Origin of the sequence: Maribellus sp. YY47, from assembly GCF_023111095.1 — a bacterium.
In the GTDB taxonomy this organism is placed as follows: Bacteria; Bacteroidota; Bacteroidia; order Bacteroidales; family Prolixibacteraceae; genus Draconibacterium.
The window spans coordinates 163,785-183,014 of the sequence record NZ_JALGYW010000009.1; the positions used below are offsets into that span (position 1 = coordinate 163,785).

Here is a 19,230-nt window from a genome sequence, read left to right on the forward strand (position 1 = left end):
AAAACGTAGTTACGAAATTTAAAAAGGTAAGCACGAAATTTTTGGGATCACACCTGCGCTTTTTCTGAGAGGAAAAGAAATCATAAAACATGTATGATTTTAGTACTCGCCGGGAGAAATTAAAATGTATTTTTAGTTGCAACGTATTTACCCTCTCTTTTATCTCTACCTTCTGCGAAGGGAAAGACGATCAGCCTCTGAAAACAACAATGCACGTGTATAAAATGAATACCATTTTACTTCCTGAAGAATAATTGTCCCTGTCTACCCAGGCAGGCAGGCTTTCTTGCCCGCAGGGAAGGATAAAAAGATGGGTATGAATATGTGATCGGATAGGGTTTGACTTTCAGAAAAAAGCCGCTCTTCAATCATGAAAAGCGGCTTCTCTATTCTGTAAAATCTATTTCGTTTTGTCAGCGATCCAGTTTTTGGCATTTACAAAAGCCTGTATCCACGGAGCAATTTCGTCAGCTTTCCGGTCGGCAGGATAATGCGGCCAGTGCCATGGTTTAAAAGCTCTTTCCAGGTGAGGCATCATTACCAGGTGACGGCCATCTTCCGAGCAAAGTGAAGCAGCATTGTAATGCGAGCCGTTTGGATTTCCAGGATACTCTTCGTAACTGTATTTCATCGGAATCTGGTACTGGTTCTCGTTAAACGGCAGATAGAATTTACCTTCTCCGTGTGCTACCCAGATTCCCAGTTTCATGCCACCCATATTTCCGAGCATCACCGAATCGTTTTCAAGAATATCTACATTCAGGAAGGTCGATTCGAATTTATGCGACTCGTTGTGCAACATTTTGGGCTGAATACTATGCTCGGGATAAACCACGCCCAATTCGATCATTACCTGGCAACCGTTACAAACCCCCAAACTCAAAGTATCTTCCCTGCGGTAGAATTTCTCGAGTGCAACACGGGCTTTCTCGTTAAACTTAAATGCGCCGGCCCAGCCTTTGGCTGATCCCAGTACATCGGAATTGGAGAAACCACCCACAAATACGATCATATTCACATCTTCCAGTGTCTCACGTCCGGCAATCAAATCGGTCATATGAACGTCTTTTACGTCCATACCGGCCAGGTACATGGCATAAGCCATTTCGCGGTCGCCATTCACCCCTTTTTCACGAATGATTGCGGCCTTAATTCCTGACGGAGTTCTGCGTTTCAGGTCGATACCCAAATCTGCAGCTTTTCCTGTGAAATCCTTGAAATCGAATTTCAGCGCGTTATTCTTGTAATTTTTGAAACGTTCCAGCGCTTTCTCCTTGCCACTTTGTTTGCGGTCGAGCAGGTACGAAGTTTTGAACCACATATCGCGCAACGAGTTGATATCGAAATCAGCTTCCACCGTACGGTTCAGCACTCTCACTTTGCGGTAAGGTACAGGGAAACCAAGCGACATAAATGCAACACCAGCTTCGGTCAGCTGTTTTTTCACCTCGTCGTTGTCGGCACACTGGATAACCAACCCGGGGTTCTCAGCCAGTAATATCTTCGCCAAATCTTCCTCTTCAAAGGCAGTAACATCCACCTTCATTCCGCCTTTGGTGTTGCTGAAACACATTTCCAGCAAAGTAGTAATCAAACCACCCGAAGCAATATCATGTCCGGCCAGAATCAAATCCTGTTCAATCAGTTTCTGAACCGTATTAAAAGCAACTACAAATTTCCCGGGATCAGCCACCGTTGGCGCTGTCTTCCCTATTTTATTGATCGACTGGGCAAAGGCACTTCCGCCTAAAGCTCTTTCCATGAACGATAAATCGATAAAAAGAATCTCCTTACTTTCGTCGTTCACCAATACCGGCTCCACTACTTTTTTCACATCCGATACCTCGCCCGAAGCCGAGATAATCACCGTTCCGGGCGACAGTACCACATCGTCCTTGTATTTCTGGGTCATCGACATGGAGTCTTTTCCGGTGGGAATGTTGATTCCAAGACCGCAAGCAAAATCGCTGGCAGCTTTAACGGCTTTGTAGATCCGTGCATTTTCGCCCGGATTTTTTGCCGGCCACATCCAGTTGGCGCTTAACGAAACACTTTTGAGGTGATCGGTCATGGGCGCCCAGATAATGTTGGTCAGCGATTCGGCAATTGCCAGCACCGAACCTCTTTCGGCATCCACCAAAGCTGCCACCGGCGCATGGCCGATGGAAGTTGCAAGACCCGCTTTCCCCTGATAGTCGAGCGTAATCACCCCAACGTTGTTCAACGGCAACTGAAGCGCACCTGCCGTTTGCTGTTTGGCAATTCGTCCGGTTACCGAGCGGTCCACTTTGTTGGTCAGCCAGTCTTTACAGGCCACTGATTCCAACTGAATGGTTTGCTCCACCAAATCGTATATTTCTTCCCAGTTGTATTCCAGTTCTTCAAAATCGGGCTCGATGGTTTCGTCTTCCAAAACCGTTTTGGGTGGATTTCCAAACATGTAGCCCAGTTGCCAGTCGATCGATTTTTCGCCGGTAACCGAGTTTTCAAAGGTAAACTGCATGTCGCCGGTTGCCTCTCCGATTTCGTACATCGGTGCCCGTTCGCGATCGGCAATCCGGTGAAGCAGGTCAACATGTTCCTGTTTCATCACCAATCCCATTCTCTCCTGCGACTCGTTTCCGATAATTTCTTTTTGTGAAAGCGTTGGATCGCCCACCGGTAATTTTGATGTATCAATCTTTCCACCCGTCGATTCTACCAACTCCGACAGACAGTTCAGGTGACCGCCTGCGCCGTGGTCGTGGATCGAAATAATCGGGTTCTCATCCGATTCGCTTAATGCCCGGATGGCGTTGTACACCCTTTTCTGCATTTCGGGATTTGCACGCTGCACCGCGTTCAACTCGATGGCATTGTTAAACTCGCCGGTTGCTACCGACGAAACAGCGCCTCCGCCCATTCCGATGCGGTAGTTATCTCCCCCCAGAAGAATGACTTTATCTCCTTTAGTGGGTTCGTCTTTTAAACTGTGTTTTATATTTCCGAAACCAATACCGCCTGCCAGCATAATCACCTTGTCGTAGCCGTATTTGGTAAAACTTTCAAAATGCTCAAAAGTAAGCACCGAACCGGTAATGATCGGCTGTCCGAACTTATTTCCGAAATCACTGGCTCCGTTCGAAGCTTTGATCAGAATTTGCTCTGGAGTCTGATACAACCAATCACGTTCTTCGGTTGCCTGTTCCCACGAGCGTTGCGCTTCTGTCCGGGGATACGACGTCATATAAACTGCTGTTCCGGCAATCGGTAAACTTCCTTTTCCCCCGGCAATACGGTCACGAATTTCGCCTCCGGTACCGGTAGCTGCCCCGTTAAAGGGTTCAACCGTTGTGGGGAAGTTATGTGTTTCGGCTTTTAATGAAAGTACGGTTTCAATATCCTTAACTTCGAAAAAGTCGGGTTTATCCTGTGTTTTGGGCGCAAACTGCTCTACCACCGGTCCTTGTACAAAAGAACAATTGTCTTTGTAGGCCGAAACTATTTTATTGGGATTTTCTTTCGATGTTTTTTTGATCATCTGGAACAACGACGACTCCATCTCTTTTCCGTCGATGATAAAGGTGCCGTTAAAGATCTTGTGCCGGCAGTGTTCGGAGTTTACCTGTGCAAATCCGTATACTTCCCCGTCAGTAAGCGGACGTCCCATTTCTTTTGAAACACCATTCAGGTAAGCAATTTCATCATCGCTTAATGCAAGTCCTTCCTGTTCGTTGTATGCCGCAATGTCTTCAATATTCAGAATCGGATCCGGCGCTTTATCGATGGCAAACACCTGCTGGGTAAGCCCGTTGTATATCGCCTGGAGCATCGGATCGTATTTCGCAGATTTGCTTTCAACTTCGAAAAACTCTTCCATCCGGCGAATTCCATCGATCCCCATATTCTGAGTGATTTCCACTGCATTGGTACTCCACGGAGTTAGCATCTCTTTACGAGGCCCAACAAACCAACCATCCAGCGTTTGACTTTTCAGGTATTCGGCTCCGGAAAAAAGCCAGATCAGTTTTTCAATATTCTCTTCACCAAGAGGTTTTGCAGAGTAAACTGCGATAATACTGTTACTTTGATTTTTAAAGAATTGAATCATTTTGTACGGCTAAGTTTTATGACGAACATGTTGTAAAACACGCCACAAAGATAAAAAATAAAAACGGGCGAGTATGATAAGTTTTCACTCGTTTATAATTGTTTATTTTTTCGTAACTCATGTAACTCGTCCCGAGCACTCGGGACTCGTTTCATCATTAGGTTGCAGTTTTCAACAAGCCTTAAAGTTAAAATGAATTAAAATGATCGGTGAATTCAATTATTCTGGTTTTCTTTAGCAAAAATTGACAATCAATGCATCGTTTCTTATTACTGTTGATTCTGGTGGCGGCGATGGCCTGCAGCCCGCAGAAAAAAATTCAACGTTCATACGTTGGAAAACCCATTACTGCTTTGCTGAAAGAAATGGGCGATCCGCAACAAGTATTTGACAATGAAACCGGAAAGGTGTACATTTTTGAAAAGCAAAAAGCGCTGAAAGGCACCGAGATCAGCCAGGGAAGATTAGCGCTCGATCCGATTGTAACACCCAAGGTGCAGAAAACCGAACGTTATTATGTAACGGTTAAAGAAGGGGTGATCGTGAAAATTAAACTCGAAAATGAATACGAACGGCAATGATTTTTTCTGAAATGTATGCAGGTTAAAAAATTTTTATAGTTTTGCACACACAATTTTCGGGAGATCCGAGAAACGTTCTAAACGTACTGCCCAGGTGATGAAATTGGTAGACATGCAAGGTTGAGGGCCTTGTGGGAGTATAATCCCGTGCAGGTTCGAGTCCCGTCCTGGGCACTTTTAAAAATCACAACCCGATGTATATAAGGAAATTACATCGGGTTTATTTTTTATTCATACCCGGATACATACCCTTACACTTCAAACAGCATACTTTTTAAGAACCAGAAGATGTGTTATCAATAATAAATTCTTTTATTTCCCTTTCTTGTTTTGATGTTCCCAGATAAAAGCAAAAGAGTCTGTTCTCCTCCGGATAGAAAAAAGAATGTTTCAGCTTAAAGTACTTATGAAAGTTGTCGAAATAAGAGCATTTCTTTTCTTCTTCTTTTAGGTTGGTGGCATTATCGAAATTTTGCTCCTTGACGTTTTTGAGTTTTTCTTCTGTTGGTGTTGCTAAAGTGTCCTTATTGTATTTTTCGAAATCGATTATTTTGATGCGTAAATCAAGTATCTGATTCAACGCAAGAGCCATTTCAGTGAGTTTGTTCGTATCCAAAGGTTCAGCATCATGAAGTTCATTTAGGCGGTCTGCTATTTCAATTAGCCTTTTCATTGGTGTACTGTTTTAAAGCTTTTTTGTAGTTGTTCTTGATTTGCTCAACGACCTTCGGTGGACTTACTATTTTGACGTTGGCTCCAAATGATAAGAGCTCCAACAAGAAGTCATAGGTTAGGTGTATTTTAGATAAATTCTTCCTTCCATTTCGTTATCGATCAGCACTTTCTGAGAGTCATGCAAAGGCATTGTTATAATGTATTTACTCATACTGAGGCAAGGAGAGAATAACCTCTTCCGGTTCTCCTGCGCCGAGTGTAATAATTCTAAAACAATTCCCAAAGTAAGCATTAATAGAGAAGGTCCTTGGTTTCAAAAATTTAATTGAGGTGATAGACAAGTCAGAAAGCCGATCCACCTGATGGTTTTTATTCTGTCATCTTTCAGGTCATTCGCAACAATATACCATCGTTTTTAAATTGTTTAAGGACATAGGACTCAATCAGTCTCAAACTTGGAATGATAATCCAGAATTTATGATAGTCAAATTGCCCCAGAGGCTATTTGTAATTGCATTAAGCAATACGTAAAGGTTTTCAGTTCGCGACGAACTCATACTCGAATTGAGCTATTTTTACAAATATATTTTAAAACCACAAAAAGGATAAAATTAAAGACAGAACGCAGTTGAAATCTGTTCTTATAAATTCTTCTACTGCGTTTTTCTATACTCCGTTAAATTTTACATGCTATCCTTTGGCTACTGTTGCCTCCACTTCATCGGGTGTAATGGGCACTCTTTCGCCAATTATTTCAGCTCCTGTTTCTGTGATCAGAATGTCATCTTCAAGACGAATGCCTCCAAAGTCGCGATATTCATTCACTTTATCGAAATTGATGAAATCCTTGTTTATGCCTTCTGCCTGCCATTTGTCAATTAGTGCAGGAATAAAATAACATCCGGGTTCATTGGTGACTACAAATCCCGGTTTCAGCCGTTTTCCCATACGCAAATACGCAGTTCCAAACTGGTCAACCGGACGAACTTCATCGTCGTAGCCCACATAAATCTGGCCCAAATCTTCCATATCGTGTACATCCAATCCCATCATATGTCCCAATCCGTGAGGTAAAAACAGTGCATGAGCTCCACTTTTTACAGCTTCTTTCACATCTCCTTTCATCAGTCCCAGTTCTTTCAAACCTGCAGCCAAAACCTCGCACGCGGCCAAATGAACCGACAGGTAGGTAACTCCCGGTTTTGACAACTCGGTGGCTTTGTTATTGGCGGCCAAAACAATCTCGTATATATCGCGCTGTTTTTGGGTGAACTTACCTCCTACCGGTGTTGTACGGGTAAAGTCAGATGCATAATGCAGAAGAGATTCGGCGCCGGCATCACAAACGATCAACCTCCCTTCCTGTAAAATCTGAGAGTGATCATGATTGTGTAACGTTTCCCCATTCATGGAAAGAATCGTTGGGTAAGGGCTCACTCCTCCTCCTGCCAGGGCAATTCCTTCGATGGTACCTGCAATTTTCTGTTCCCAGGTTCCGGGTTGTGCCATTTTCATGGCAGTAACATGCATTTGGTAGCCGGTTGCACACGCTTTCCTGATCTCGTCAACTTCCTGTGCTTCCTTTACTTCGCGAAGTGAGATCACCGCTTTAATCAATTCAAGCGATGCGAAACCATTGATTGATTGTGCAGAACTTCCGGTTAAATTTTCCAGTAAAAGTTTGTTTTCGGCGCGATATGGTGGAAGAAAATGAATTTTCCGGCCTGTCTCTTTGGCCGCCTTCACCACATCGAAAACCTTGGCAAACGGCGCTGTATTTGTTATTCCTGCTTTTGCAGCATTTTCCTGTAAAGTCACCTGTGGCCCCATCCAAATGATGTCCTCAATATCCACATCATTTCCAAAAATAAAATCCTCGCCACTGTCAAAATCCACAACACCCACCAAACCGGGAAAGTCAAGACCAAAGAAATATAAAAAGTTACTGTCTTGTCTGAAATGATAGGTATTATCCCGGTAATTCATCGGAGCCTCCACATTGCCTAAGATCAGTGCAATGCCGGTCAATCCTTTTGTTTTCAGGGCGCTTCTCCTGTTAATGTATGTACTTCTGTCAAACATAGTATTTGTATATTTTATAAAAACCCGAAAATACAATTAATCTTACCAAAAGCATAAAGGCTACTTTTAATAAGTCTTAAAAATAGACTTAAATCTCTGAATTTATCTTGATTCCTCTCAGGTTAGCGACAAAGTCATGACAAACTTTTTTTCAGTAATAGGCGATTTAAATTAATGTGAGTTCAATGAATCAAACTTTAGAAAAATAAACCAGATGACTTGTTTGCTTATAAACTCTTAAATATCGAAATTTTCTATCTGGTTGACGAATTTTGCAACGAATCTGAACTAACTAAGGGAGGACACACAGTAACTGAAATAAGCTCTGTAAATCGAAGAAAACGCAAATTCATCTTGGTTGACAGTAACGTGATAGCCATCATAGTCCTTTTTTTATCTGAAAAATACTGCTGTTAAAAAAACTTAGATACCATGTACTTCCAATATATATGCAACCTGACGTCATGAAGACCATAACATGCAACCGTTTCGTAGAGTTACAACAAAAAAATTTAATGCCAATGCCCGTTCTCCTTCAATTATGCTCTCTAAGCAAGTGTACCGGCATTTCCATTATTGATTCTATCCCGATCCGGGTTTGTCATATAAAGCGTGAGTTTCTGCATAAAACTTTCAAAGGTCTGGCGACCAACAGTCAGTGTTCAAAGGGAGGGTTTTTCGAATTCAAACTCCACATTATATAATAAACGACAAATGAGAGATTCTTGATTTACTATTCACACACTTTAATATTAACGATAGTAAGCCTCTGAAGAATAAACCTTTCATCACAAAATCTTTGGCAAACTGGTCGGAGACATAGGGTACATATCCAAGACATTATTTGATGAATTGTTTAATGAAGGGATTCATTTGATTACCAAGATTCGTAAAAACATCAAGAACTCATGGATGCTGCTTCAGGATAAAATCCTGCTTCGCAAAAGGGCACTTGTTGAAACGGTACACGATGAGCTGAAAAATATCTGCCAGATCGAACATACAAGGCATCGTTGCTTTAGAAACTTTCTTACAAATCTGCTATCAGGCTTACTCTCAAATCAAATCTTAACTTTTACAAAATAGACAAACTACAATTATGATCATTTTGCGTTAAGTCTCTCACCTACTGCTCCTCCCGGATGAATCAACGCAAACTGATCTATTTTAAAACCTGTTTCTTCAAGAAGAGCACTCTGCAAAGCATCAAATATTGCCGACAATACGACAAAACTGGTTGTTCCCTGACTATTATACTTATCAGTTTCACGCTCCACATGCATTTTAATCACTATGTCTGCCTTCAAAGCCAAAGGAGAATCTATGTTTTCTGTTATACTTATAACTTTTACCTTCTTGAATTTACAAACATCCATTATCGGGATGAGTTCAGTTGTTTTCCCCCCCCTTGAGGCAAGTACCATAACATCCCCTTCTTTTAGAAATCCACTTGCGCCATGCAAGGCTTCTGAGGGAGAAATAAATCTTGCCGGTCTCTCGATACAACACATCAAATGCGCAAAATGCTGACAGGCTATTCCTGAATGACCGCAACCACTCGTAGCTATGCTCCCTGCCTTTGCCAATACAGTCACCGCTTTTTCGAAAGCTGTCTCGTCCATACACTCCAAAGCTTTCAGTAGAGCGGAGGACTCTATCCTAAAAGAGTCCTCCGCATGTTTCCAAATGTCTTTTTTCATCAATTACTCTCCCATTACCTGAACCTGACATACTCTTTTTCTAGCTCTTACCTGATCCCAATCGATAAAATAAATATATCCAAACTCGCCCAACTGCATTTCGCCGTCTACGATGAGTATAGTCTCGGAGCGACCGAAAAATACGGATCGCAGATGCGCTTCTGTATTAAGGCTGGTCCACTCGCCCTCTTCTGTTCCAAGGCTCATAGCAAAGTCAATGTGCTCCTTGCCGGGATGCATATACTGCCCTTCGGCACGGCAAGTAGGGATAAGCTTTTCCATTACATTGCAAAGATCCTGTTGTAGGAACTCCAGCCCGAAATATGTTTTATCATGAGAACACTCCTGTGTCATAACAGAGCAGGTTGTGTGATGCGAATAAACCACAACATTTCCATGTTTAATTTTAGAATTCTCTACTATCTTCTTTACCTCTTTGGTTACATCGTGAAATGTTGGATTAAGTCCCTTCGACTGAAGTTGAATTTTTTCAGTAATTACAGTCATTTTTCCGTTTTATTAATTTTTGTATAAATTATTATAACTATTGGAGTTGTTAAGATTCCGACAACCGTCTTCCTTCACTCTATTCTCCAAGAATCTGCACAGTCACCTGTCTCTCTCTTGCGCGGGTATGATCAAAATCGACAAAATAGATATGTCCAAACTCACCCAGTTCCATACTCCCATCAATGATAGGAATAGACTCACTCCTCCCCATGATTGATGATCGAAGATGCGCATCGGTATTAAGCGTCCCTGGCTTATCCTCACCATGGTTAGCGGCAAAAACAGTAAGCTCTGGCCCTGGATGCATATACTGTCCTTCTTTACGACAAGTCGGTATGATTTTTTCAAACACATCTGTAAGATCCTGCTGAAGGTAGGTCAGACCGGTGTAGGCTTTATCAAACGAGTCCTCGTCTATCATCACAGCACATGTAGTATGGCGCGAATACACCAAACATATACCTGATTTCACCCCTGACTCGCTAATGATACTCTTTACCCGCTCAGTAAGTGTATGAAAGGTCGGTCTCCCTCCTGTGGAAGTTACTTTGATTGTATCTCTAATAATCTTCATATTTTAATCCTTTTTATCTCTTTTAAACTTTTTGCTTTTCAAGATCATCTTTCGCTTTCCTGACATTGAACATCATTTCATCAAGTAGCTTATAGGGATCTGGTGACTTAAGTATTCCCGAGGCCGAACCGGCAGCATCGTTGCCTGCCATAATAAAGTCATAGATTTGTGCTCCACTAGTTATACCTGCAGCCTGTTCTACGAGGATGTCAGGATACAAATCTTTAACGACCTTGAGCGTCTCCACTACATAGGCCATATCACTAGCCTGATTTGTTCCGATAAGCTCACTGGGTTCAGGATTTATGATGTCGGGGCGAAACTGGGCTATCGCCTTTGTTTCTGCTATAGAATCAGCACATGCGAAAGTAATGAGTCCCAACTCATTGGCCCTATCTATAGTCTCTTTTATTTGCGAAAGAGTCATGGGGCGTTCACAATGATTTATCAAGACCCCCTTCCCCCCAGCATCTTTTATCGCCTCTGGTAACACATCTGCGATACCACGACCTGGGCGTAAGGTGTCCATATAAGGTGCGAAAACGAAAATCCTGCTGGTATTCTCTGCAATTCGACGGATCTCAGTATAGGGTGCAATAAAAATCGCATCGATATCATATTTTATAGCCGCCGCCTCAACTGCCATAGCGTATTCATATACTGCATCACCATAAATATAATTCTTTACACTTGTTTCAAAAAACGGCCCTTTGGGCAGTATCTTTTCCTGTTTAACTTTGCTCATAAATAATCTCCTTTCATAATATTTTTAATTTTGTTTATTTCTAATAAAATTGAGAGGCGTAATCCAGGTAAATTTTATGGTATAGTTGACTGCGAACAGGATCAGGCTCTATAATCCGTTCTCTGGACTTAGTTTTCAAGTAACCATCTTTCTCATCGCGAAAAACACCTGCACCTATTCCAGCAAGAATAGCAGCCCCCATAGCCCCGGCATGTTGTCCTGTTTCTGGTAGGACCACAGGACGTCCAAGCACATCAGCGAGGATGGATAACCAAATATGACTTTTAGTTGGACCACCTGTCAATACAATCCTGTCTACTGGTCTGCCGACAAGACTCAAAAGTTCATCTATCCGCCTTCGTATAAGAAATACCACACCCTCCATAAGTGCCCTGGCGATGTTTTTCTGAGCAACATTCTTTATCATTGCCTTACTCTTTTGGTATGGCTGCCTATAGACCTCAATAAACAGTCCATCCGCCCCCAACTCGGCTTCAGCTGCCAAACGATTAAATCCTTCGTACAATGTTTCACCAATGTCCGGAGTTATGCAGTGCTCTAAATACTCTTTCACCTTTTCGGCAACAGCTGTCAAAGAGAACATAGCCCCCCAACAACCAGAAGGAGACAAGAAAGGATCTATTAGCATCTTGCCCTTTAAACCTGTTTCTCTATTCTTAATAGGCGCAAAGACCACCCACGATGTTCCAGCAGATATAAGCAAATCCCCTTCATCAGTCACTCCTGTGCTTATTGCAGCCGAGGGGTGATCAAAACTGCCTGTAACCAGCTGAGTTCCTTCGGCAAGTCCGGTTAGCGAAACCGCTTCAGAATTTACTATTCCACAGGAAGTAGCAGGCGAAATCAACTCTGCCAATTGTCTGGTCTCTAATTCAAAAAACTCAAGTAGTTCCTCATTCCATTTAGCGGTTACCTGATCCTGCATATAGAATGTGGTCGCTTTTGAATAATCAACAACCAAACGGCCACAAAGTCTATAATAAATATAATCGTTCAGCATGACAAAATATTTGGCTTTTTGCCAAACATCCGTTTCAAACTTTTTAATCCACGCGAGATGGGCCAAAGGAAAAGTTCCATCAAATGGCCAGCCCACACAATTGTAAATTCGCTCAGGATCAAATCCGAGGCACAAATCAGACTCTTTACCGACTGTCCTTGTGTCCATCCAGCTAATTACTTTTCTCAGAGGTTTATAATTTTCATCTAAAAGTACGGTATTCCCAGTCGCACCACTTAAGCTTAAAGCTTTTACGCTGCTCGGATCAGAGACCTGCGACATCAGCTCTTTTATAGTCGCACATACATCCTGAAAATAGAACTCGGGATCAAGCTCGACCTGATTTTTCTCTGGACGAAGAATATTTATCTGCCGACTCGCCTGACAAACAACATTGCCATTAATATCTGAAAGCACTGCTTTCATAGCACTCGTCCCAAGGTCAAAACCTATAAGATAGGCAGTGTTTCTATTTTCACTCATCTTCTAATCCCCTGATTTGGATATTGAAAATCCCGTTGATTCAAAAATTCTTTTGGCATTATTATAAAAGATATCTTCTACGTCGGCTTTACCAAGCCCCAAGTCATTTATAGCTTCCTTCATGGCTTTTATCTCCTCATAAAGGAAAAATGAAAGCTTGTCCCCCTCTTCTCCCTCAAGCTCCCTCATATTCTTATCCAGAGAAACATCACCATACAATCCACTTGGTACCAGATTAATATAAATTCCGTTCTCACAGACACGTCTCATTCTCATACGAGTAATTGGAAGATCGCTTCCAAAAATCATACGGTGGGAGCCAAGCGATTCCAATGCCTGTCTAAACACCGCGGCGTTGGTATTAGCAGAACAGTCAAACACCAGATTATCTGTCTTCTCAAGAATCTTAAAAGCCTCACCTATATCTTCCTGACAATAGGCCCTTCCCACATGTGCAAGAACAACTTTTACATTTGGGTATTGTTGCTCTATTTCAAGTATTTGAGCGAGATTCACAGGGTCTTTTAATCGTCCTGGCCTGGGTATATGTAACATTACCATTAGCCCAAGCTTATTTAGTACAGCAAGGTGGCTATGAGGTAAAAAATCGAAAATTCGGACCTCATTGCCAGGAATGTATGACGGTGCAAAACTTAAGTAAACCTTAACTCCATTATATTTCCCATTAACCAGCTTTTCTTCTAATTCTTCCATGCTATACGTTGGGCAATCAAGAAATAATACAGGCAAATGTCGTGCTACTGCCAAAGTTCTAGTATATTCATTTAATTCATCTATTTTGTGCAAGGGTTCAACCCAAGGAAATACACAAGGGGTAACATTTTTTCCTGGAAACATTAATTTGTATGTTTCAATAAGATCCTCAATTGGATTATCTTCGGCAACCAATGATGTCCAAGAAACAAGACGTTTATCTTGAATATCTGCTGTTTCCGTAATTTCCTTTATATAAATATGAGTATGTATATCAATTATATTTTTAGGGAGAAAATCTTCTAAATACTCTTTGTAATAACGTTTATCTACATCCTTGATTTCTAAATTCATATTATTATTTTTTGTAATTCAAGTTAATTTTTAATGTTGTTTCTAAAAACTGTCGATATAGTTAAGAGTATTCTTTTTACACAAAACTCATTTAAAGCGCTGTATAATTCCATCCTTGTAAAATGGATAATTTTTTAAGAATATCTTCGATATTTCCTTTTACCAATACCAAATGATGACTTCCTCCACTATATGCATAAGATTCTAACGTTTTTATAACATTTTTTGAGTCAGGGCAAAATAAGGCTCGCGGTCCCGGATAGCTTTCCGGAATAGAGTCCAGCAAAATTTTTCCGTATATGCTGATTAGTTGCCCTTCCCCACTCTTATTCGAATTAATATTTATGAGTGTATAATCTCCTGACTCAAATTCCATACTAATGATACAAAACTCTGCTTTTTGCTTATCATTAAGCCCACTCATAATAAGCTTGGGCTTATCTCTAGACATTTTAGGATTTGCTTCACCCCAATGTTTTAACAATAATCTGTTATTCTTATAATCCACAGAAAATATCTCACTAAAGCTGGCAGTTCCAAAAGCTTTTTGCATTGAGTAAACAAGTGCTGATGTAACCCAATCTCCTTCTCCTGCATAGCCTTTCCCTTCGCCCATTAGCCTTGATGCGGCTACATGCATTGCATCACCAATATTTTTATCGTTACATAGTGTCTGGAAGTTTATTCCTAATGCCTTTGATCCCACACTATCCATTAACGACGATATTGCAAGTTCTCCTTTAGCTGTTTTATAAAGCATCTGGTGTGTTACATCTTTGGCAATACTAAACTCTTTTTTGTATTTAAGAATTTGATACTCTATCAGCTCCTCGCTAACTTTTGATATCGCATCTTTAATTTGCTGTAGGCTAAACTCTGTGTATTTTATTCCACACTGTTTGATAAATTTGGCATCCGAAATTTGCAGATCTAACATATCTGCAAAATGTCCCCCAAATTGTGTCGGTTTAGAATTAACAAAAGAACTATATATTCTTGACGCAAATGCCCATGATTCTAATTCTTGAATAAAACCAGGGCTTTCAATCTGATGATGTAATATGCCAAAACTCTTACCGGACTTTATCAAAACATTTGCTATATCTTGTACAGCATGAACACCATGGCTCAGATATACCTTTGTAGCAGTTAATTCTTCAGGTTTTATTTCATACATTTTTTGCGAAGCCCACAAAACAACTGGTATATTATTTTCAATAATTGCAGGAACAATTGCGCCACTAGGACAGTATGGAGGCAACATAATTACGATCATTTCCGCTCCGGAGGAAATCATTTTTTTAAATTCGGAAGATATTTGCTCCTTAGTGGATGATAATCTTCCAAATTCTGGCTGCAGCTTTTCAGATGAAATATCGCACTTCACATCTTCAATATAATCTTTTAAACTATTGATATCATCAACAGAAAAAAGGCGATTATATAAGTCTGCTAAACAAGGAATAAATCCTATTGTGATTCTTTTATTCATTTTAATTCTATATTTTGATTTTATATGGGCATTCCTTCTATAAGGAAAAAGCCAGAATCAATGAAACAACCAGTAGAGTTAAAGCAAGCCACCAAAAAACAACAGATTTGTACCATCTGCCGCCTAGGTCATTAAAAATATTTATCTTCTTCCAGTTAATCACCAATCGATCAGTCACCTGGTCAGCAGAAGGTGGAACTGTCATATAGCTGACTACAATACATACAATCAAAGAAAACACCCAAACCAACGCTGCTTGGTTATAAAATGGCACCAACCATATTGGCATATCCCCGGGCAAATAAAATGTCAGGTATCCTGGAAGATCGGCTTTTAATTCCCACGTCTTTAAAATAACTGCGACAATAAAACCAATGCTGACTGCTATTGAAGCACCTTTCCCATTTATCCGTCTCCACAAAATACCCAATAGAAAAATTGCAGCAAAGGGCGGTGCAAAAAAGGCGAAAAACTGTTGGATATATACAAAAAGGCTTGTCTTCAATGATTCGATAAATCCAGCAATAAGAACAGAAAGAACAAGAATGACAATAGAGGAGATAATTCCAAATTTTACCATTTGCTTATCTGTCGCCTTCTTATGAAACATTCTCTTATAGATATCCATAGTTAATACCGTTGAGGTGGAATTTACTACCGCATTCACAGTAGATTGAATCGCACCAAATAAAGCTGCCAGCACAAGGCCACATAGGCCTGCAGGAACAAGTGTCTTTACCAAATAAATAAATCCTTGATCTGCTTCAGGCTTAACATCAGCCCATGGCTGGAGCATAATATCCGGCTTCATGGCAAAAAGGATAAGGCCTGGCAGGACAATAATAACCGGTAAAATGGCCTGAAGAAATCCAGCGAGTACAACTCCCATTCTGGCATGATAACTATTTTTGGCTCCTAATACTCTTTGTACCATAAACTGATTAAGAGCATTGTACCAAATACTAACTGAGAATATGATGAAAAACCAATTGATCCAGGGAACAAGTGGATGATTGACAGGTAACATAACAGACATTCTGTTGTATTGCTGCGGCATATGTTCTGCAGCTGCTTCTGCAGCCAATTTCCACTCACCTGCTGTGGCAAGGTTTCTCTCAACCATCACTTTAAATCCGTCAACGATACCGCTGCCACCTACTTCTCCGGCCAAGCTACTGAGTCCTAACATTGTTACGATAAATCCGCCAACAATTAATACTATAATAGTTGGTAAAGATGACCAAGAGCTCGATGATAATCCTCCCCAAATAGCGAGGCTCCCGGCAAATACGGCCATAATTATTACTGTTGGCCAAAAGGGAGTATTAAATATTTCCTGAAAAGCAATCGTCCCTCCATAGAGAACTGCTGCCAAAAATGCAAAGAGATTTGTAATTAATGTTACGATAGCAAAAAATTGTCTGACAAAAAGATTAAACCTCTTTTCCAGAAATTCTGGGATAGTAAATGATTTCGATGCTATCAGGAAAGGGATAAACAACCATATCAAAAACGAGTACGCAGCAATATTAGCCCAACTGAAGAATGCAGTGCAAATACCGAAGATAAAAGTACTCCCAATCATGCCGATGAGATGTTCTGAGCTAATATTTGCTGCCACAAAAGAGCTCCCGACAACATACCACGGTAATTTTCTACCAGCTAAAAAATAATCCTGAGCAGTGTCTCTCTCTTTTTTACCTGTGATAATACCGATTAAAAATAATGAAAGTATAAAAACAGCAATTGCTAACCAATCTAAGTAGTGAAGCGAAAATGCCTCATTATCAACAACAACAGTATTTTCCATATTAATTTAAATAATAATATTACAGACAAATTGATTTTAATGAAGAAGTATAAAATCTTATTTATTTTAAACTTAGCATGTTGTACAAAGTAAATTTTCCGGAAGAATGTTGTTATCCAATATTACGCATGATAATCCTCAAAAATCGCAAATGTATTCTTTAACGCATTTACAAATGATGAGGATAAACAAATACTTTTTGGGAGTTGGGCATTTAGTTTATAACTTAGAATTCCCTATTTTAGCACAAGATTGATTGCAAAATGGAGAATAGGTTCAAAAGTCTTAGTATTTTGGGGTTTCAAGAACGTTTCCCTGACGATGATGCCTGCTATGAATATCTTATGAAACTAAAATGGGAAGAAGGTTTTGTGTGCCCTCATTGCGGCCATGCAAAATATTGTAAATCTAAACGCAAATATGACCGCCAGTGTACCCGTTGCCGAAGCGCAATTTCTCCGACCAGCCAGACTCTGTTTCACAAATTGAAGTTCCCCATATTAAAAGCATTCTACATTGTATATTATGTGAGTACAAACATAAAGGGGATCAGTGGCACTGAGCTGAGCATGAAATTGGATTTGAGGCAAAAAACATGTTGGTCTTTTAAACAAAAGGTAATGCGAGCCATGCCCAGTAGTGGCGACAACAAAATTGGAGACAAAGCCGAGGTTAATGAAACCGTTCTTGGAGGTCAGGAAGAAGTTGAAAAAGGGCCCAAAAACAATAAAAAGAAACTTGTTGTTTTTGCCATTCAAAAGAAAGGCAAAGATATTAAGAGTATTTATAGGAAGGTAATCAAGGAAAGTAGTTCTAAAGAATTGGGCGGTTTTATGCGCACCACAATTGAAAATACACCTGACATAAAAACTGATAAATGGCTAGGGTACGCTCCTTTGTCCAAAGAATTCGTTAACCTGAGTTAGGTGGAGTTAGGTAAAAAGGGAAGGAATTACCCCGATTAGAAAAGGGCAATAATGAACTTTAAAGGTTGCTGCGAGGGATGCAACACCAGGTTGAAAACCTTCAGGCATACATTGAAGAGTATGACTATTGTTTTAACCGCATTGTAATGATAGACGGAATCTTTGACAACATGCTAAAACTGATGATGGAGGTTGCGCCAGTTACTCACAAGCAACTCATGTGTTAAATGCCTAATTCAATCGATTTTTATTCTTTGGTGCTTCTATTCTTTATGTTATTAAACCTAAAAAAAAAGAGATGAAAAAGATATTACTCCTTGTTGATCATTCCAGCGAATTTAGCCGTTGTTTGCTACGTGGGTTAATTCGTTACTCCAAAGACTTTGGCCCTTGGATTTTTTACCGACTGCCAAGCTATTATCAAGATTTATATGGCACAAAAGGTATCGTTGAATGGGCAAAAGACTGGCAGGCTGATGCCATACTTGCCAGGTGGGATCAAGACGGCACAAATCTATTAACAGAATTGAATATTCCTGTTATCCTTCAAAATTATAAAAATAAGAGTATATATTTTTCTAATCTAACCGGAGATTATATTGGAACCGGAGAAATGGCCGGAAATTTTTTCATTAAACGGAAATATAAAAATTTTGCCTTTTATGGCAATAAAGACGTAGTTTGGTCTCGCGAACGGGCAGAAGGATTTCGGCGCGAAGTAGAAAAAGTAGGAGGCAATTATTATTCTTTCGAAAGCGAAAGCCTAAATGGAGAGCAATGGAGTAGCCGTCATATTGAACTTGACGAATGGCTTTTGTCATTACCTAAACCCATCGGGTTATTTGCGTGCGACGACAGCTTTGCTTTACAGGTTTCCGAAATTTGTAAAATAAAAAACATTCGTATTCCTCAAGAAATTGCGTTGCTTGGTGTTGATAATGATGAGTTAATATGCAACTTGTCTGACCCTCCGATCTCCTCTATTGAACTCGATGTGGAAAAAGGAGGATACGAAGCAGGTCGCCTTATTGACCAAATGATTAACAAAGAACGAAAAACACCAGTTGATATAGTTATCCGTCCTATTCGTTTTGAACTACGCCAATCCACCGAAAGATATAATATTGACAATGAGTATATTGCGGAAATAATAAAACATATTGAGTCGCATTTTACTTCTGAAATAAATATTGATGGACTAACGCAGATTGTTCCTTTATCGCGAAGAAACCTTGAGATAAAATTTAAAGAAGAGATGGGAACATCTATTTATCAATTTATTTTGCAATGTCGTGTTGAGTTATTTGCCGATTTACTACTGACAACAAACCGCTCGTTATTTGATTTAGCAATTGAATCGGGATTTAATGACAGCAAAAATATTTCTCGCATCTTTAAAAAGACAAAAGGCTACACTCCTAATGAGTATCGTCGTAAATTTAGCAAACTGGAAGCTAAACGACAGTAAAAAAT

General features: G+C 40.3%; 13 protein-coding genes, 1 tRNA gene and 1 pseudogene. 4 read left to right on the plus strand and 11 right to left on the minus strand.

All coding sequences use genetic code 11. The annotated features are described in order from the left end of the window. Positions 1-400 precede the first annotated feature (400 nt). Positions 401-4,090 carry a phosphoribosylformylglycinamidine synthase gene (gene purL / locus MR764_RS09500; protein WP_247979180.1) on the minus strand — a complete coding sequence of 1,230 codons (3,690 nt, stop codon included), beginning with the start codon at positions 4,088-4,090 and terminating at the stop codon, positions 401-403. Positions 4,091-4,344: 254 nt separating this feature from the next. Between purL and MR764_RS09505 the strand changes: the two genes are divergently transcribed. Together MR764_RS09505 and MR764_RS09510 are read left to right on the plus strand one after the other, a co-directional pair. After that, the gene (locus MR764_RS09505) at positions 4,345-4,671 is read left to right on the plus strand and encodes a hypothetical protein (RefSeq protein ID WP_247979181.1); all 327 of its coding nucleotides are present in this window, start codon (positions 4,345-4,347) and stop codon (positions 4,669-4,671) included. 88 nt (positions 4,672-4,759) lie between these two features. Beyond that, positions 4,760-4,845 (plus strand) — tRNA-Leu (locus tag MR764_RS09510). A gap of 100 nt (positions 4,846-4,945) precedes the next feature. Here the strand turns inward: MR764_RS09510 and MR764_RS09515 are convergent. The 10 genes from MR764_RS09515 to MR764_RS09560 form a co-directional block, all read right to left on the minus strand. Continuing rightward, entirely contained in the window at positions 4,946-5,344 is a 399-nt protein-coding gene (locus tag MR764_RS09515) for a hypothetical protein (protein WP_247979182.1), read from the minus strand. Between the two features lie 692 nt (positions 5,345-6,036). Further along, on the minus strand, positions 6,037-7,428 hold the full coding sequence (locus tag MR764_RS09520; RefSeq protein WP_247979183.1) for an aminopeptidase P family protein: 1,392 nt from the start codon (positions 7,426-7,428) through the stop codon (positions 6,037-6,039). Positions 7,429-8,531: 1,103 nt separating this feature from the next. Beyond that, complete coding sequence (locus tag MR764_RS09525; RefSeq protein ID WP_247979184.1) at positions 8,532-9,050, minus strand: SIS domain-containing protein; 519 nt, start codon at positions 9,048-9,050, stop codon at positions 8,532-8,534. A gap of 81 nt (positions 9,051-9,131) precedes the next feature. Continuing rightward, on the minus strand, positions 9,132-9,635 hold the full coding sequence (locus tag MR764_RS09530) for a secondary thiamine-phosphate synthase enzyme YjbQ (RefSeq protein WP_247979185.1): 504 nt from the start codon (positions 9,633-9,635) through the stop codon (positions 9,132-9,134). Positions 9,636-9,714: 79 nt separating this feature from the next. Continuing rightward, positions 9,715-10,212 (minus strand): secondary thiamine-phosphate synthase enzyme YjbQ, encoded by a 498-nt coding sequence (locus tag MR764_RS09535; RefSeq protein WP_247979186.1) that lies wholly within the window; start codon positions 10,210-10,212, stop codon positions 9,715-9,717. A gap of 22 nt (positions 10,213-10,234) precedes the next feature. Further along, positions 10,235-10,957, minus strand: coding sequence for a triose-phosphate isomerase (locus MR764_RS09540; RefSeq protein ID WP_247979187.1), 723 nt, complete (start codon positions 10,955-10,957; stop codon positions 10,235-10,237). A gap of 40 nt (positions 10,958-10,997) precedes the next feature. Beyond that, complete coding sequence (locus MR764_RS09545) at positions 10,998-12,461, minus strand: FGGY family carbohydrate kinase (RefSeq protein ID WP_247979188.1); 1,464 nt, start codon at positions 12,459-12,461, stop codon at positions 10,998-11,000. Positions 12,462-12,464: 3 nt separating this feature from the next. Continuing rightward, complete coding sequence (locus MR764_RS09550; protein ID WP_247979189.1) at positions 12,465-13,529, minus strand: amidohydrolase family protein; 1,065 nt, start codon at positions 13,527-13,529, stop codon at positions 12,465-12,467. A 91-nt stretch (positions 13,530-13,620) separates the two neighbouring features. Then, on the minus strand, positions 13,621-15,021 hold the full coding sequence (locus MR764_RS09555) for a hypothetical protein (RefSeq protein WP_247979190.1): 1,401 nt from the start codon (positions 15,019-15,021) through the stop codon (positions 13,621-13,623). Between the two features lie 37 nt (positions 15,022-15,058). Continuing rightward, the gene (locus MR764_RS09560; protein WP_247979191.1) at positions 15,059-16,831 is read right to left on the minus strand and encodes a sodium/solute symporter; all 1,773 of its coding nucleotides are present in this window, start codon (positions 16,829-16,831) and stop codon (positions 15,059-15,061) included. Between the two features lie 263 nt (positions 16,832-17,094). On the opposite strand from MR764_RS09560, the pseudogene MR764_RS09565 reads away from it, so the two are divergent. Both MR764_RS09565 and MR764_RS09570 read left to right on the plus strand, forming a co-directional pair. After that, positions 17,095-17,984: pseudogene (locus tag MR764_RS09565) on the plus strand (IS1595 family transposase). A 71-nt stretch (positions 17,985-18,055) separates the two neighbouring features. Continuing rightward, positions 18,056-19,225, plus strand: coding sequence for a DNA-binding transcriptional regulator (locus tag MR764_RS09570; protein ID WP_247979192.1), 1,170 nt, complete (start codon positions 18,056-18,058; stop codon positions 19,223-19,225). The last annotated feature ends 5 nt before the right edge of the window (positions 19,226-19,230 follow it).

Coding starts and splice junctions, on each gene's coding strand:
- MR764_RS09530 (WP_247979185.1), bottom strand. CDS start 9,635: ATGACTGTAATTACTGAAAAAATTCAACTTCAGTCGAAGGGACTTAAT.
- MR764_RS09535 (WP_247979186.1), bottom strand. CDS start 10,212: ATGAAGATTATTAGAGATACAATCAAAGTAACTTCCACAGGAGGGAGA.
- MR764_RS09515 (WP_247979182.1), bottom strand. CDS start 5,344: ATGAAAAGGCTAATTGAAATAGCAGACCGCCTAAATGAACTTCATGAT.
- MR764_RS09540 (WP_247979187.1), bottom strand. CDS start 10,957: ATGAGCAAAGTTAAACAGGAAAAGATACTGCCCAAAGGGCCGTTTTTT.
- MR764_RS09555 (WP_247979190.1), bottom strand. CDS start 15,021: ATGAATAAAAGAATCACAATAGGATTTATTCCTTGTTTAGCAGACTTA.
- MR764_RS09520 (WP_247979183.1), bottom strand. CDS start 7,428: ATGTTTGACAGAAGTACATACATTAACAGGAGAAGCGCCCTGAAAACA.
- MR764_RS09505 (WP_247979181.1), top strand. CDS start 4,345: ATGCATCGTTTCTTATTACTGTTGATTCTGGTGGCGGCGATGGCCTGC.
- MR764_RS09545 (WP_247979188.1), bottom strand. CDS start 12,461: ATGAGTGAAAATAGAAACACTGCCTATCTTATAGGTTTTGACCTTGGG.
- MR764_RS09550 (WP_247979189.1), bottom strand. CDS start 13,529: ATGAATTTAGAAATCAAGGATGTAGATAAACGTTATTACAAAGAGTAT.
- MR764_RS09570 (WP_247979192.1), top strand. CDS start 18,056: ATGAAAAAGATATTACTCCTTGTTGATCATTCCAGCGAATTTAGCCGT.
- purL (WP_247979180.1), bottom strand. CDS start 4,090: ATGATTCAATTCTTTAAAAATCAAAGTAACAGTATTATCGCAGTTTAC.
- MR764_RS09525 (WP_247979184.1), bottom strand. CDS start 9,050: ATGGACGAGACAGCTTTCGAAAAAGCGGTGACTGTATTGGCAAAGGCA.
- MR764_RS09560 (WP_247979191.1), bottom strand. CDS start 16,831: ATGGAAAATACTGTTGTTGTTGATAATGAGGCATTTTCGCTTCACTAC.